The following is a 13,999-nucleotide window of genomic DNA, read 5'->3' on the forward strand; positions in this document are numbered from 1 at the left end:
CTCCTATCCGGCAGCCGCTATCCGCGACCGACAATCATCGCTTTGCGCACACCGTTTATCTCTTGCAGTCCTTCCAGAAACTCCGTGCTGGACACCTTCAGATGAGCCATGTCCACCGACATGGAAATGTTGGCAATACCCTGGAGCGGGATCGTCTGGTTGATCGTCAGCACGTTGCCCCCTTGCTCCGCTATGTACTGCAGCACCTTGGACAAGTACCCGGAGCGGTGTTCCAGCGAAAACGTGATGGTCATGATCTTCTCACTCATCATCGCGTTGAACGGAAAAATGCCGTCCTTGTACTTGTAAAAAGCACTGCGGCTTAATCCCACCCGTTCCACCGCCTCGTTTACCGTATCCACTTCTCCGGCCTCCAGCAGTTTTTTCGCCTCGATGGTCTTGGCGATCGACTCCGGTAAAATGTCGGAGCGAATCAAGTAAAACTTTTCTTCCCGTTTCACACGTTGTGTCCTCCTGAGAAAAACAGTTGTTTTCGCCTAGAGGACATTATAGCTGATCCCTTTTCCCCTGACAATCCTTCTATGCAATTTTTTTGTGCTCGCCTGCTCGTACATGAGCGAATTTCCCTTGGCACAGACTATAACGGACCCAGAGCAAAGCGAGGTGAGTGACCAATGGCTGGACGCGGCAAGACGGACAAGTCGGAGCGCCGGAACAACCACCCCGCCGCCAAGCCGAGCGATTTGGACCAGTTCGGCGACAACACGCGGGGGAAAAAAATGGCCCAGTCTCCCCACGCAGTGGAAGATCCGAGCGGCAACAAGTAAACGGGCACAGCAAAAAAAGTATGCCTGTGGTCAGGCATACTTTTTGCTCCCAAAATATTCCATTTATTTCCTCCGGACGAACGCTTTCTTCCTGAGACGTTCACGCATTCCTGCTCGTTGCAAGGAATTGCAAGACTTATGCGTTGCGTCCGGATTGTGCCAATTTTTCGTAATAACGCTGCAGCACGTGACGATATCTTTCCTCCAGATCGGTGATGACCAGCTTTAACACCGCCGAACCGTCCCGAAACGTCTTCTCCACCACTTTTGTCATCGCCACCAGTTCCTGCTTGTAATGCGGAAGAAAAAAGGACAAGTGCAAAAAATCGCCGACGGAGACGAATCCGTCCGTGCCGACAATCAGATGCGTCGGGGAAAACCGAAGCAGGACGCCCTCCCCGCTTTCTTCTATGGGTCGGGCTCCCATGATTTTGTACGGAACATTGATGACAAAATCAGGCTGCAGGAGCGGCCGCTCTCCTTTGGCTTCCTGTTCGATGCTGGTCGGCACCAGGCGCGCCAGCTTCACGGGCCACACCGCCTGTTCCTGCACCACCTGCAGACTCAGCCAGGTAATGGCTTCATCCGTTTCCCAGCGCAGATGGACGATGGTTCCCAACAGGGAGGTGTTCGTGTCGCTCTCCACGTACGAAAGGATCAGATAGCCCGAATGAACATGTTCGACGATGGCATGAAGCGGCCGATTTGCTGCCAAGGGCGTCACCAGTTCGACCGCTCCGCCCCGCTGCAACCGCTTGTCCGCAATAAACGGAGAAAGGGAGGGGATATCCGCCATACTGTTATCACTCCACAAATTCAAACTCAAAATCACCAATGCGGACGGTGTCGCCATCCTTGGCCCCGTGTTTGCGCAGGGCTTCGTCCACGCCCATGCTGCGCATCATGCGGGCGAAGCGCTGAACAGAATCGTAGCTGTTCAGATTGGTCATGCGGACCAGCTTTTCAATTTTTTCGCCGCTGACGACATATACCTCGTTGTCGCGGGAAATCTCAAACGGCTCCGGCTCTTTCTCTGCGCGGAAGACGACGCGCTCTTCCGCTTCCGCCACCTCTTCGACAGCCGGCTTGTCCGGCAGCGTTTCCAACAGATCGGCCACGGCGTGCATCAGCTCCTGTACCCCCTGGCGGGTAGCCGCTGAAATTTCGTACACGGTCACACCGGGCACCAGTTCCTGAAAGCGGCGCAAATTCTCCTTTGCCTCGGGCAGGTCCATCTTGTTGGCGGCGACGATCTGCGGCCGCTCTTCCAGCTTCAGGTTGTACAGCTTCAGTTCCCGGTTGATCTGATGGAAATCTTCCACCGGGTCGCGTCCGTCCACGGCTGCCATGTCGATCACGTGGACGATCAGACGGGTCCGCTCTACGTGTCGCAAAAACTGGTGCCCCAGCCCCACACCTTCATGCGCCCCTTCGATCAGCCCCGGCAGGTCCGCCATGACGAAACTGCGTTCGCCCAGATCGACCACGCCCAGGTTGGGCGTCAGCGTGGTAAAGTGGTAGGCGGCAATCTTCGGCTTGGCCGCCGTTACGCTGGCCAAAAGCGTCGATTTGCCGACGCTGGGATAGCCGACCAGACCGACATCGGCAATCAGCTTCAGCTCCAGTCTCACATAGCGCTCCTGTCCCGGTTCACCGTTCTCCGAGATGTGCGGCGCCGGATTGGCCGGTGTGGCAAAGCGGATGTTGCCCCGTCCGCCGCGCCCGCCTTTGGCGATGACGGCCCGCTGTCCGTTCTCGACCAGGTCGGCGATGACCTCCCCGGTATCGTCATCAATCACGGTCGTCCCCGGAGGAACCCGCACGACGAGGTCTTCCGCTCCGGCTCCGTGCTGCCCTTTATTGCGTCCGTTCTCGCCGCGCGGAGCCTTGAAATGCTTCTGGTAGCGAAAATCCACCAGCGTGCGCAGCCCTTCATCCACGACGAAGACCACATCTCCGCCGCGCCCGCCGTCACCGCCGGCCGGCCCGCCCAGCGGCACGTATTTTTCCCGTCGGAAAGAGACGGCTCCATTTCCGCCGTCTCCCCCCTTCACGTAAATCCTTACCTGATCGACAAACATGCTGTCACCTCTCTCATTCCGCCACTGGAACAGCCGTTTCCAGTACCCATTCCTCGTCTGTATGTATGCACGCGGTGATTATCACCGGAATTCGACTCTTGTCACGTACCAGTTTTTCCAGTTCGCACTGCGCGGATGCACGCAGCTTCCCGGCCAGGTCAAAGCGAAAATGGATGCCCTTTTCGCCTCGGTACAAGCTGATTTGCATGCTGGCCGGTTCAAATTCATTCCGGTCCAGGTGCTCTCCGACCGTAAACACAATACCTGCCACCAACTGAAACAGGTCATGCTCGTCTGCTGCTGCCTTGCGCAGGTCCACTTCGCTGCAGACATCCACTTCCAGCAGCAGGTCATTGTTTAGCGCGTTAAACGTCAAAAAGAAGACGGACAGCAGCGAGCTGTTCAGCCTGGCCACCATGCTTTCCTGCATGGCCAGCTCCGCGATGCGTTTCAGGTACTTTTCACCTTCTTCCAAGCGGCCCAGACGCAGGTAGCCGAGCAAAACCTGGACATGGTTGAGCCAGTCGTGCCGCTGCCGGTTCAATACGGCCAGCAGTTGATCAGTTTGCTGCGTGAACAGCGTGCGCTCGTCCCTCATCTTCCCCACCCAAACCGATAAATTTCTTTCTTCTACCATTGTACCATACGTGCGTAACGACTAAAAGAAATCCTCCATGCCGGATAAAAAGAAAACCCAGCGACAAGGCTGGGTTTTCGTCTCCGAACTATTTACGCTTGAGAAGCGACCGGTTCGATCACCACTTGTTTGCGATCGCGGCCCAGACGCTTGAAGCGAACGATGCCGTCAGCCGTTGCAAACAGCGTGTCGTCGCCGCCTCTCATGACGTTAGCACCCGGGTAGATCTTCGTACCGCGTTGGCGTACGAGGATGTTGCCAGCTTTCACGAATTGACCGTCGCCGCGCTTCACACCCAGACGTTTGGAGATGGAGTCGCGACCGTTCTTGGTAGAACCTACCCCTTTTTTGGAGGCGAAGAACTGCAGGTCAACTGGGAACAGGAATTTCATAGTCAGGCACCTCCTTGCCATTTTGAATCGTGAATCGCCACGTATTTTCCGTTCGTTTCAGCTACAACAAACAGGGCAACAACCATGCTCTCAGCCAAGAGCTGTTGTTTCTCATGAAGGCGAGCGTCGTCGAGACGGCCCACTCTCCAGCGGAGAAACCCGCCCTCTTCTGCTGCGTGCTCAACGTCCGGAACAAATCCGAGCAGTGGCTGAATCGAATTGACGATCCCGAGACTGACCGCGGACACGGCTGCACAGACGATGTCCTCGCCATGCCTGCCGGCGTTGGCATGTCCCGAAATCGCAATCTCTTCAATTTCACAGTGCGCATTGCGCTGAACAGTTACGGTAATCATCTCGGTACGTCACCAAAATTACGCATTGATCTTTTCGATCACAACTTTGGTGAACGGTTGACGGTGACCTTGTTTGCGACGGTAGTTTTTCTTGGCTTTGTATTTGTACACGATAATTTTTTGACCTTTACCGTGTTTTTCTACTTTGCCGGTTACCGTTGCGCCTGCTACGGTAGGAGTACCTGCCGTAACTTTGCCGTCTTTGCTTACAAAGAGAACTTTGTCGAAAGTAACTACGTCACCTTCGCCTGCAGCCAGTTTCTCGATGTAGAGAACAGAGCCTTCTTCTACTTTGTATTGCTTGCCGCCGGTTTCGATAATTGCGTACATGTTGTGCACCTCCTATACTCAGACTCGCCTGTGCAGGTGCGCCGCGAACGGCGTCTTGTCCAACCTGATTCGAGCGGTTACAGTATGCGCGAGGCATAGCTGCATGACAGACATTAGGTTACCATACCTGTACTGTACAGTCAAGGCATTTTATGCTTTTTCCCGATACAGCCGGTCCGCTTCCTCTCTGCGGCCGGCGTACAGGATGCGGTATCGCTCGGGCGGAAGATGGTCAGCGCGCAGCACGTACAGATGCAGCGGCCGCCCCTCTGGACTATCAGCCGCCAAGCGTTCGTACATCCGGGCCGGCACCTCGATCAGCGCCGCTTCCGCCTCCTGGCTGCGGACAAGCCCGCCCAGCTCGTCAAACAGTCGGCGCTCCAGTTCGTCGACGGAGAGGACTCGTCCCGTTCCGCCACAGCAGGGGCACGGCTCCGTCATCCGTTCGGCCAGGCTGGCCCGCACCCGCTTGCGAGTCAGCTCAACCAGGCCGAGCGCGGTCATGCCTAACACCGCCACCGGCGCCGTATCCTTGGCCGCTTCGGCGCGCAGGGCAGCCAACACCCGCTCCCGATTGGCCGCTTCCTGCATGTTTACAAAATCGATCAGGACAATCCCACCGATGTCGCGCAGCCGCAGTTGACGGGCAATCTCCCGGGCCGCTTCCAGGTTGGCGGCAGTTATCGCCTGTTCGCGCTGCTGTCCCCCTTTGCCGCTAAAGGCTCCCGTGTTGACGTCGATCACCGTCATCGCTTCCGTGCGGTCAAACACGAGATGGACGCCGCTCGGCAGGGGGATGCGCCGCTGCAGCGCCCGGTCCAGTTGGGCCACCAAGCCGAGCCGCTCAAACAGCGGTTCCCTGCCCTGATAGCGGCGAATCTTGTCCGCCGCGTCGGGATACAGCGCCTCCGTCAGTTCCTTGACGCGCTGAAAGGCGGCCGTCTCTTCGACGATGATCTCCTCCGCGTCCTCCGCTCCAAAGTCGCGCAGTGCCGCCTCAATCAGTCCGACATCGCGGCAGATCAGGCACGGCGTTTTCCGCCCGGCGGCCGAGGCGAGCGCTTCCCGCCAGCGCTTTCGCAAAAAGGTTAGCTCGCGGGCCACTGCTTCATCGTCGACATGTTCGGCTTCCGTCCGCACGATCACTCCTTCGCCGTCCTCCAGCAGTCCGGCGGCCCGCTCCCGCAGCTTCCGCCGTTTTGCCTCGTCCGCAATCTTGCGCGAAACCGAGACGCGGGCAGTCGGCTCGGCCGGCACGCTTGCGACCGGCAGGCCGTTTTCCACCGTCCCGACGGCTCGTCCCTCCGGAGGCAGGTACACCAGCAGTCGGCCGGGGATGCTGACGCGCGTCGTCACTTTTGGCGCCTTCCCTTCCGCCGCTTCCTTGCTCACCTGCACCAGCAGTGTTTCACCTACTCGCACCAGCTCGTTGATCAGGCGCTTTTCCGTTCCATGAAACGGCGGCAGGGCATCGTCCACGTACAAAAAGGCGTTTTTTCCCTGGCCGATGTCGACAAAGGCGGCCTGTATCCCCGGCAGCACATCCGTCACCCTGCCCCGGTAGACACAACCCGCCTGCGGTTCCGTCTCCGCCTGTTCGCTGCGCCATTCGACCAGTCGCCCCTGTTCAAGCAGCGCCGCCCAGAGCCTGCCGCCAGACCCGCTGATAGCCACCTGTTTCACGCCGTTCCTCTCCTTTTTCCCTCTTCCCGCGCATGTAAGACGGACGGGCCGGCTTGACGTCCCGCACGTCCACGCCATGCCCACCATCGCTTGGGCGGGGTCCGCATCATCACTCGCACCACGTACTCTACCACAGCGGTGAAAAAAGAAAAGCGGCGGGGCCGCGCTCACACCAACTGCCCGACGGCGGTATCGTGTTTGTTTTCAAACAGAAGCGCATGCAGCAGCCGCTCCTCAGCCAGCAGACCGCTCCCCTGCACGTAGACCAGGTGGGAACAGCCGCGCCGCAGCAGATGAGACACCTCCATCGCCGTCGACTCGGGCGGAACGGTCAAGGCCCGCACACCGTACTCTTCCGGCTGGCGCGCGTATTTTTCCATCAGAAAGCGGATGAATTGGTAGGGAAAACGCAAAAAGGCCTGAATGTTGACGGCCAGCAGATACACGGCCACCACGGCGACATTCGTCTGCAGAGACAGGACAGACACACCCAGCATCAGTGCAGACAGCATGGCGCTCAGTGTCAGCGACGCGATGGCTGCCCGGCGGTATGGCATGCACCAGCAGAGGACAGCTTGAACGATCCGCCCCCCATCCAGCGGCCAGATCGGCAGCAGGTTGAAGCCGGCGACCGCCACGTTGCCGGCCAGGAAAAAGCGGGCCCACTCATCCGTCCAGATGTCGGCATACCAGCATACCAGGGAGACCGCGATCATGATCACGTTGAGAAACGGGCCGGCCAGGGCCACCACAATCTCGTCAAGCGGATCGACTGCGTAGGCTTCCTCCATCGTCGCCACGCCGCCAAACGGCAGCAATTCCACTTCCGTGACCGTCCAGCCCAGCTCCCTGGCGACCGCGATATGCCCCATCTCGTGAATCAGCACGATCACAAACAGGGTGATAATCTCCCAAAACTTTCCCAACAGGATCGACATGCCGATCACAATCCAAAACAGCAGGTGAATGCGCAGGCGGATGCCAAACGGGCGCCACTCATTCAAAGGAAATCACATCCAGCGGATCGATCGCCTGCTCCTGCGCCCGTGCCCCCAGGTACAGATACCGGGCCGTTTCATTGACGGCTCGCGGGATGCCCACCACCTGTCCCGGCTGGAGAAAGTCGTTTACCGCGACCTGAATTTTCTCCATATTGCCAAACCACATCTCCCGTCCCTGGACCAGACGGACAACCACCGTCGTGCCAAAACCGGGCTTTTCCCCCACAAACGTCACCCACCCGGCCTCGCCCATCGTGACCGCACCGTCTGTCCCGGTGCTCAGCACAACCTTGCCGCTGGCATGGTCAAAGGGCTTCACCACTTTCCACGAAGCCGGCCATTTCCAGACGGTCTGTGTGCTGTGCCCGTCCACCGGAACCGCTTTCTTGCCCGACAGGGACGGCAACAGCGTCGGCAATGCACCGAAGCGCGCTTCGTACCAGTCGGCCACGCCGGCAAAATTAAAATCGCGCGTCATCACTTCGCGCGCCGAATGTTTCCAGTCCAACGGAACGACGGACGTTTGGAAAATCAGATAGGCCAGACCCACCAATAGCGCGGACGCGAAGATCCGGATGCCCCATTGCTCCCGGTCAGGCAGTTGGGGCATGGTGCTGTTCCGGCGGGAAGCGTATGGAAACAGAGCGTCGTCGGGGTCGATCGGATCTTTCCAGTCGTCGACAAACGGGGCCAGACTGTCGCGCGACTGTGAGCGAATCCGCTCCATCCGCGCCCGCCTCCTCTCTTTGACACGATCCACTTCGTCGAACATGTCCCATCCCTCCGATGGCCAAGCTTTTGTACCATCTTATGACCTGTCTGTCCGCATTATAACCGCGCGGCATACAGCCGTAAGGAACGGATGACGGCTGTTGACCTGGGCAGCTGGGGACTGCCCCGACATGCAAAAAAGCAGCCTCTCCATCGAGAGACTGCTTTTGATATGGGCCATTGTTTACAGTTTCACAACGTTCGCAGCTTGCGGTCCGCGGCTGCCTTGAACGATTTCGAACTCAACCTTTTGACCTTCTTCCAGCGTTTTAAAACCCTCTGCCTGGATAGCGCTGTAGTGTACGAATACGTCATCTCCGCCTTCAACCTGGATGAAACCGTATCCTTTCTCCGCGTTGAACCATTTAACAATACCTTGTTGCATGAAACAAAACCTCCTAAACATGCGCCCGCATCGGGGCGAAAGAGTGATCCGTTAACCTGTTTTTACAGAGGAGTTTTTGCCGGTATGGAAAAAGTCGTACCGAGCCGAGATTTGACCACATGGTGGCGTCTCTCAACAAGGTACGACTCCACAACCTATATCAAATCACTACAGCTAGTAAAACGGGTTAACTTAGATTGAGTGTATCACATCCGGATCGGTTTGTCACGCATTTAATCAAAACGCAGTCTGTCCTTGCGCATCCCGATGTTCAGGACGACGCCGATGATCAGAAAATTGGTCAACAGCGAGCTGCCGCCGTAGCTGATAAAGGGCAGTGGAAGCCCGGTGATGGGCATCAACTGGATGGTCATGCCGATGTTCTCAAAAATCTGGAACGTGAACATGCCGACCACCCCTGCCACTACATAGGAACCAAACGGATCTTTAACCTCCATCGCGATGCGGATCATCCGGTAAATCAGGAAGAAGAACAGGATCATCAGCACACCCGCGCCGACGAAACCGAGCTTTTCTGCAATGACGGTAAAGATGAAGTCGCTTTCGCCGACGGGGACCCAGCCGAAACTGGCCTGGGTCGGCGTGTTAATGCCTTTGCCAAACAGTTGGCCGGAGCCGATCGCAATCAGCGATTGCTTCAATTGAAAACCGCGCCCCATCGGTTCCAGATCGGGGTTGAGCCAAAACTTGATCCGATCAAACTGATACGGTTTGAAGATCTTGAAGAAAATCGACTGATGGAAAAAGTACAGATACGTCATAAACCCGAAAAAGCTGCCGACGAGCGTTCCCAGGTAGAGCACGTGTTTCAACCGGATGCCCCCCACAAGCAGCATGGTGGCCAAAATGCTGCAGTACACCAGCGCGCTTCCCAAATCGGGCTGCACCAAAATCAACAGCAAGGGCACGGCGATGATGAGCCCGACGGGAATGAGCTGATAGAAATACCGGAACCGCTCGGGATCGTCAGCCTTGTTGGCCAGGTAACGGGCCACCGTCAAAATCGTAAACAGTTTCATCGGCTCAGACGGCTGAAACAAAACGCCCCCCGGCAGGCGGTACCAACTCGTGGCGTTGTTGATCGGCGTCGTCTGGAATACGCCGATCAAAAGGATGATGCCGATGGCGTACAAGACGTAAGACATGGAGTAATACAGCCGATAGTCGAACAGCAGCGTAGCGAAAAGCACCATAAATCCGATCGCGTACCAGATCATCTGCTGGTTGGCCATGTGGATACCTTTGTCCGATCCGGAAATACCACTGTAGCTGTACACGGCCAAGCCAAACAGGATGATCACAATTGGCCAGTCGATCGATTTCAGATGTCGTTTTTCAAGGTCAAACATAGTAGTTTCTTCGCCCTCCCTGGCTCCCATTCTCACGAGGGACGCGGCTTCCTGGGATCCGCTTGCGCATCTGCGCCGATAAGAATGAAAGAACAGGAAAACTCCTGTTCTTTTGGTTCGGCTAACGTCGCTTTATTTCAATCCGAAAAACCTGCGCACCTTTTGCAGCACGCCCGTCTTTTCCTGCAGCGGCTGAAGCGGCACGGCTTCGCCCAACAGGCGGCGGGCGATGTTGCGGTAGGCGATGGACGCACGGGACTCGTGGTTCATCACCACCGGCTCACCCTGGTTAGCCGATTTGATGACATGATCATCATCCGGCACAACGCCAATCAAGTCAATGGCTAACAAATCCAGAATATCTTCCACATCGAGCATGTCGCCGTTTTTCACCAGGTGCGACCGCACACGATTGATCACCAGCTTGGGCATGCCGACCTGTTCCCGTTCCAACAGACCGATGATCCGGTCCGCGTCACGGACAGCGGCTTTCTCTGGCGTCGTGACTACGATCGCCTGATCCGCGCCTGCCACCGCGTTGCGGAATCCCTGCTCGATCCCGGCCGGGCAGTCGATCAGGACATAGTCAAACTCCCGCTTCAACTGTGTGACGATTTCCTCCATCTGCTCGGGGGAAACCGCCGACTTGTCCTTGGTCTGTGCAGCCGGCAGCAGGGACAGGGTTTCGAACCGCTTGTCTTTGATCAGCGCCTGCTGCAGGCGGCAAGTCCCTTCCGCCACATCCACCAGGTCGTAAATGATGCGGTTCTCCAGTCCCATGACGACATCCAGATTGCGCAGTCCGATATCCGTATCGACCATGCAGACTTTCTGGCCCAGGAGAGCGAGCGCCGTTCCCAAATTGGCGGAAGTGGTCGTCTTGCCCACGCCGCCTTTTCCTGATGTTATGACAATTCCAATACCCACGTCCGTTCCTCCTCTTACCCTAACGCCTCACACTTTTTTCGCGCCCAATTCGGGGCGAATCCGGGGCAGATAATTCATTTTGGCTACCAGCATGGTGCCGTTCTCCAAATAGGCGAATTCCGTGCCGCCGTTTTTCGCCCACTCTTCTCCCGGCCTGCTGATCACTTCCGCGATGCGCAGTTGGGTGGGATTCATGACCGCGGCGGCGATGATCACCTGCGTATCCCCGTTGATCCCGGCGTGGGCGTACCCGCGCAAATGACCCAGCACGTAAATGCTGCCCGTCGTCCGCACGATGCCTCCCGGGTTGACGTCTCCCAGAAGCAGCAAGTCACCGTCGAACTCCAGCACCTGCCCGGCGCGAACCGTGTGTACCTGGATGGAAAACGTCGATTTGAGACGTTCGGCAAACGCTTCTTCCTTGGTGATCACGTCCGCTTCGATCGTGTGGATCACCAGATTGCCTTTTTGCCGGATAATTTGCGTCAACTGCTCCTGTTGTTCAGGAGTGCAGTATCGCTTTCCCAATTTAATCGAAACGCGAATCAACGGACCCGACAAGATCTGTTGATGGCTGTGCTCTATCTTTTCACGCAAATCGGCCAGAAGTTCGTCGAAGGAACAGGCGTCATCCATGAAAAAGACGAGACCATCTTTTGTTCCCTTGATCGTGACCTTGTTTTTCACAGTCGTCACCTGTTTCACCTCGAGCGATACCATTCGCCACGATTACAAAAGATTCCTGCTCCATTGAAAAAAATTGCCGAATGCAGTCGGTCGCAGCTCATTGCTGTTCAGCCTGGGTCGGCTGCTGCTGCGAAGCAGTGTTCGCGGCGGGGGTCAGCACGCCCGGATACATTTCGTTGTACGCCTCCAGCAGTCTGCGGGCAATCGGACCGGTGGCGTCGGAACTGGACGTGCCGCTGCGCAAGCTGTCGGGAGCGAGCACGACAAACACCAATTGCGGGTTTTCGTAGGGGGCAAAGCCGACCAGCAGGGCGTTTTCTGCCTTGCGCCCGGTCTGCGCCGTCCCTGTCTTGGCCCCGACGTTGAACGGCAGGCCCTTGAACGTGCTTGCCGCCGTACCGCCTGGCTTCGTCACGGCCAGCATCCCTTCCTTGACCACCTGAATGTATTTCGGATTGACGTTGACCCGGTTCAGCACTTCCGGTTCGATTACGGTCAACGTCTGTCCAGGCTGTTTCGGGTCCGTCGTGCCGCGGCGGATTTCATTGACCAGATGCGGGCGCACCCGGTAGCCGCCGTTGGCGATTGTCGAGACGTACTGGGCGATCTGAATCGGCGTGAACAAATCATATTGGCCGATCATGGCGTCGGCCAGGTTGCCGTAGTGTGAATTGGGGTTTTCCCATCCCATCTTCTCGCCGGGAAGATCGATACCCGTCTTCACCCCCAGTCCAAACTGCGCATTGTAGTAGTCCAGCACGGAAAACTGTTCGGACCAGTGATTCTTCGCCCGTCCTGCCAGGCGAATCGCCATCTCGTACATGTAGGTGTTGTTGGACACGGCCAGCGCGCGGCGGGCGTTGACCGGACCGTGTCCGCTCGGTTTCCAGTTCCGTTTGTACATGTTTCCCACCTTGAGGCCGCCGCGGTCGATGATGGTTTCGTTGGGAGTGGTCAGCCCCTCATTCAGGGCGATCATCACCGACAGGGGCTTGTAGGTGGACGCCGGAGGAAACTGCGTATAGATGAATCGGTTTGCCTCGTTGGGCAGGATGACCGACGTATACACCTCGTTAAATTTCTTGCGGTCGTAGTACCAGTTCACATCGTAATCCGGATAGCTGGCCATCGCCAGGATTTCCCCCGTGTTCGGATTCATCACCAGAACATGGGCCTCCTTGAATTCCTTTGGCGTGGTCGGCTTGCTCTTGAACTTGAGAAACTCCTCTTTCAAAATGGCTTCCACCTTGCTTTGGAAGCGCCAATCCATCGCCAGCACCAGATCGTTGCCCGGTTCCGGTTCCCGGCTCATCCGCTTTTCAACCGTCTGCGAGTCCTTGTTGACGTGCACTTCCATCACGCCGTCCTTGCCGCGCAGATAACGCTCGTAATACGCCTCCAGACCGGTCACGCCGACGCGGTCAAACGGATTGTATCCCTGTGCCTGGTACTCCTTTAACTGCTCCGGCTTGATGGCGTTGATATAGCCAAGGAAGTTGGTGCCAAACGGCGTTCCGTCCGGGTCCTGAATAATTTGTCGCACCGGTTCCAGCACAACGGAAATACCGGGCAATTCGGACAGACGTTCCTCGATTTGATACCGCTCCGCATCCGAGATGTTCACTTTTACGCGGCGCGGAATGTAGCTCGGCATATGTGAAGAGCGCATTTCCTGCAGCAGGGAAAGCTTGTGCCACTGGAACTGGCGCTGCTGGTCGTTGAGCGGCAGACTTACGTCCAGGTCAAAAATGGCCGCGTAGCCCAGCAGTTCCGTATCCGATTTCCCCTTCAACTCCTCGGGATTGGGAAGCTTGTTGATCCGGTATTTGATCTGGCCGATCAGGTCGTCCCGGTACTCCTTGTCCAGCGTCAACTTCAGTTCCGCGTTGCTGGAGACGGCGTATTTCAACAGCTCCGCATCGGACATTTCATCCAGCTCTGCGCGCTGCCCCGGGTCGTTCAGCTTTGCCTTGAGCAGACTCAGTGCCTGCTTTCGCGAGGTGTCGTCAAACGGGGAGCGCACATACAACCCGACGTACAGCGCCGTCTTGATCAGTTGGTAGTCGGACATGCTGTCGATCTCGCTTACCTTCGGCACCTGCCGCAGCTTGTGCTCGATCCGCTCGATCAATTTGTTCGTCTCCTCGGGGCCAAACGCAACCGGCAGCTTGGATTCCAGTTCGACCGTCTTTTTCAGCAGTTCCTTGTCTGTCCCCATTTTCACGCCATCCATCGACAGGATGCGGGCCAAAAGATCGGCCACCTTATCCTTGTCGATCTCCTGCCCCAGCTCCTCCACGTAGGTAACGGTATAAACCGGCTTGTTGGAGACCAGCACCTCGCCGTTTCGGTCAAGGATGCGGCCGCGGGGAGCCGAAATCGGCAGCTCGCGGATGCTGTATTTCTCCAGTTCATGTCGGTACTGCTCTCCATGCACCAGCTGGACGTAGGCGAGACGCAGGATGATGGCGGCAAAAAACAGGAACACAAGCAAAAACAGGATGTTTAATCGAACCGGTATGTCCGACTTCTGCTCATTCTTTTCGTCCACGACCCCTCTCCTCCTTTCCAGTGCCCCCGCCGGGATGACC

16 protein-coding genes and 1 other annotated feature are annotated in these 13,999 nt (G+C 57.1%); of the genes, 1 reads left to right on the forward strand and 15 read right to left on the reverse strand.

Annotated features, from left to right (window positions below; translation table 11 throughout):
* Nucleotides 1-17: 17 nt before the first annotated feature.
* Entirely contained in the window at nucleotides 18-461 is a 444-nt protein-coding gene (locus Q7F15_RS13755; RefSeq protein ID WP_171565465.1) for an ACT domain-containing protein, read from the reverse strand.
* A gap of 174 nt (nucleotides 462-635) precedes the next feature.
* Here Q7F15_RS13755 and Q7F15_RS13760 point away from each other — a divergent pair, with 174 nt between their 5' ends.
* A complete protein-coding gene (locus Q7F15_RS13760; RefSeq protein ID WP_171565466.1) occupies nucleotides 636-788 on the forward strand; it encodes a hypothetical protein in 153 nt (50 codons plus the stop codon).
* Nucleotides 789-924: 136 nt separating this feature from the next.
* On the opposite strand, the gene Q7F15_RS13765 is transcribed toward Q7F15_RS13760, so the two are convergent.
* The 14 genes from Q7F15_RS13765 to Q7F15_RS13830 all read right to left on the reverse strand — a co-directional run bounded on the left by Q7F15_RS13765 (nucleotide 925) and on the right by Q7F15_RS13830 (nucleotide 13,959).
* Nucleotides 925-1,584: a PilZ domain-containing protein gene (locus Q7F15_RS13765; RefSeq protein WP_230076715.1), complete on the reverse strand. Its 660-nt coding sequence runs from the start codon at nucleotides 1,582-1,584 to the stop codon at nucleotides 925-927.
* 7 nt (nucleotides 1,585-1,591) lie between these two features.
* A complete protein-coding gene (gene obgE, locus Q7F15_RS13770; RefSeq protein ID WP_171565468.1) occupies nucleotides 1,592-2,869 on the reverse strand; it encodes a GTPase ObgE in 1,278 nt (425 codons plus the stop codon).
* Nucleotides 2,870-2,882: 13 nt separating this feature from the next.
* Nucleotides 2,883-3,467: a Spo0B C-terminal domain-containing protein gene (locus Q7F15_RS13775; RefSeq protein ID WP_171565469.1), complete on the reverse strand. Its 585-nt coding sequence runs from the start codon at nucleotides 3,465-3,467 to the stop codon at nucleotides 2,883-2,885.
* A gap of 131 nt (nucleotides 3,468-3,598) precedes the next feature.
* Nucleotides 3,599-3,898 (reverse strand): 50S ribosomal protein L27, encoded by a 300-nt coding sequence (rpmA, locus tag Q7F15_RS13780; RefSeq protein ID WP_029097468.1) that lies wholly within the window; start codon nucleotides 3,896-3,898, stop codon nucleotides 3,599-3,601.
* Between the two features lie 2 nt (nucleotides 3,899-3,900).
* Complete coding sequence (locus tag Q7F15_RS13785) at nucleotides 3,901-4,254, reverse strand: ribosomal-processing cysteine protease Prp (RefSeq protein WP_171565470.1); 354 nt, start codon at nucleotides 4,252-4,254, stop codon at nucleotides 3,901-3,903.
* A gap of 18 nt (nucleotides 4,255-4,272) precedes the next feature.
* Nucleotides 4,273-4,584, reverse strand: a complete 312-nt coding sequence (rplU, locus tag Q7F15_RS13790; RefSeq protein WP_171565471.1) for a 50S ribosomal protein L21 — start codon at nucleotides 4,582-4,584, stop codon at nucleotides 4,273-4,275.
* Between the two features lie 10 nt (nucleotides 4,585-4,594).
* Nucleotides 4,595-4,673, reverse strand: a sequence feature (ribosomal protein L21 leader region).
* A 61-nt stretch (nucleotides 4,674-4,734) separates the two neighbouring features.
* Entirely contained in the window at nucleotides 4,735-6,267 is a 1,533-nt protein-coding gene (locus Q7F15_RS13795; RefSeq protein ID WP_304414475.1) for a ribonuclease E/G, read from the reverse strand.
* A gap of 167 nt (nucleotides 6,268-6,434) precedes the next feature.
* Nucleotides 6,435-7,271, reverse strand: a complete 837-nt coding sequence (locus Q7F15_RS13800; RefSeq protein WP_304414476.1) for a M50 family metallopeptidase — start codon at nucleotides 7,269-7,271, stop codon at nucleotides 6,435-6,437.
* Complete coding sequence (locus Q7F15_RS13805) at nucleotides 7,264-8,040, reverse strand: M23 family metallopeptidase (protein WP_304414477.1); 777 nt, start codon at nucleotides 8,038-8,040, stop codon at nucleotides 7,264-7,266. The genes Q7F15_RS13800 and Q7F15_RS13805 overlap by 8 nt, the downstream gene beginning before the upstream one ends.
* 183 nt (nucleotides 8,041-8,223) lie before the next feature.
* On the reverse strand, nucleotides 8,224-8,424 hold the full coding sequence (locus tag Q7F15_RS13810; RefSeq protein ID WP_029097474.1) for a cold-shock protein: 201 nt from the start codon (nucleotides 8,422-8,424) through the stop codon (nucleotides 8,224-8,226).
* Nucleotides 8,425-8,657: 233 nt separating this feature from the next.
* On the reverse strand, nucleotides 8,658-9,794 hold the full coding sequence (gene rodA / locus Q7F15_RS13815; RefSeq protein ID WP_212132918.1) for a rod shape-determining protein RodA: 1,137 nt from the start codon (nucleotides 9,792-9,794) through the stop codon (nucleotides 8,658-8,660).
* Nucleotides 9,795-9,926: 132 nt separating this feature from the next.
* Entirely contained in the window at nucleotides 9,927-10,721 is a 795-nt protein-coding gene (minD, locus tag Q7F15_RS13820; RefSeq protein WP_304414478.1) for a septum site-determining protein MinD, read from the reverse strand.
* Between the two features lie 27 nt (nucleotides 10,722-10,748).
* Nucleotides 10,749-11,417 (reverse strand): septum site-determining protein MinC, encoded by a 669-nt coding sequence (gene minC, locus Q7F15_RS13825; protein WP_304414479.1) that lies wholly within the window; start codon nucleotides 11,415-11,417, stop codon nucleotides 10,749-10,751.
* Nucleotides 11,418-11,505: 88 nt separating this feature from the next.
* On the reverse strand, nucleotides 11,506-13,959 hold the full coding sequence (locus Q7F15_RS13830) for a peptidoglycan D,D-transpeptidase FtsI family protein (RefSeq protein ID WP_304414480.1): 2,454 nt from the start codon (nucleotides 13,957-13,959) through the stop codon (nucleotides 11,506-11,508).
* Between the last annotated feature and the right edge of the window lie 40 nt (nucleotides 13,960-13,999).

Source organism: Brevibacillus aydinogluensis, assembly GCF_961514395.1.
Lineage (GTDB): Bacteria > Bacillota > Bacilli > Brevibacillales > Brevibacillaceae > Brevibacillus > Brevibacillus aydinogluensis.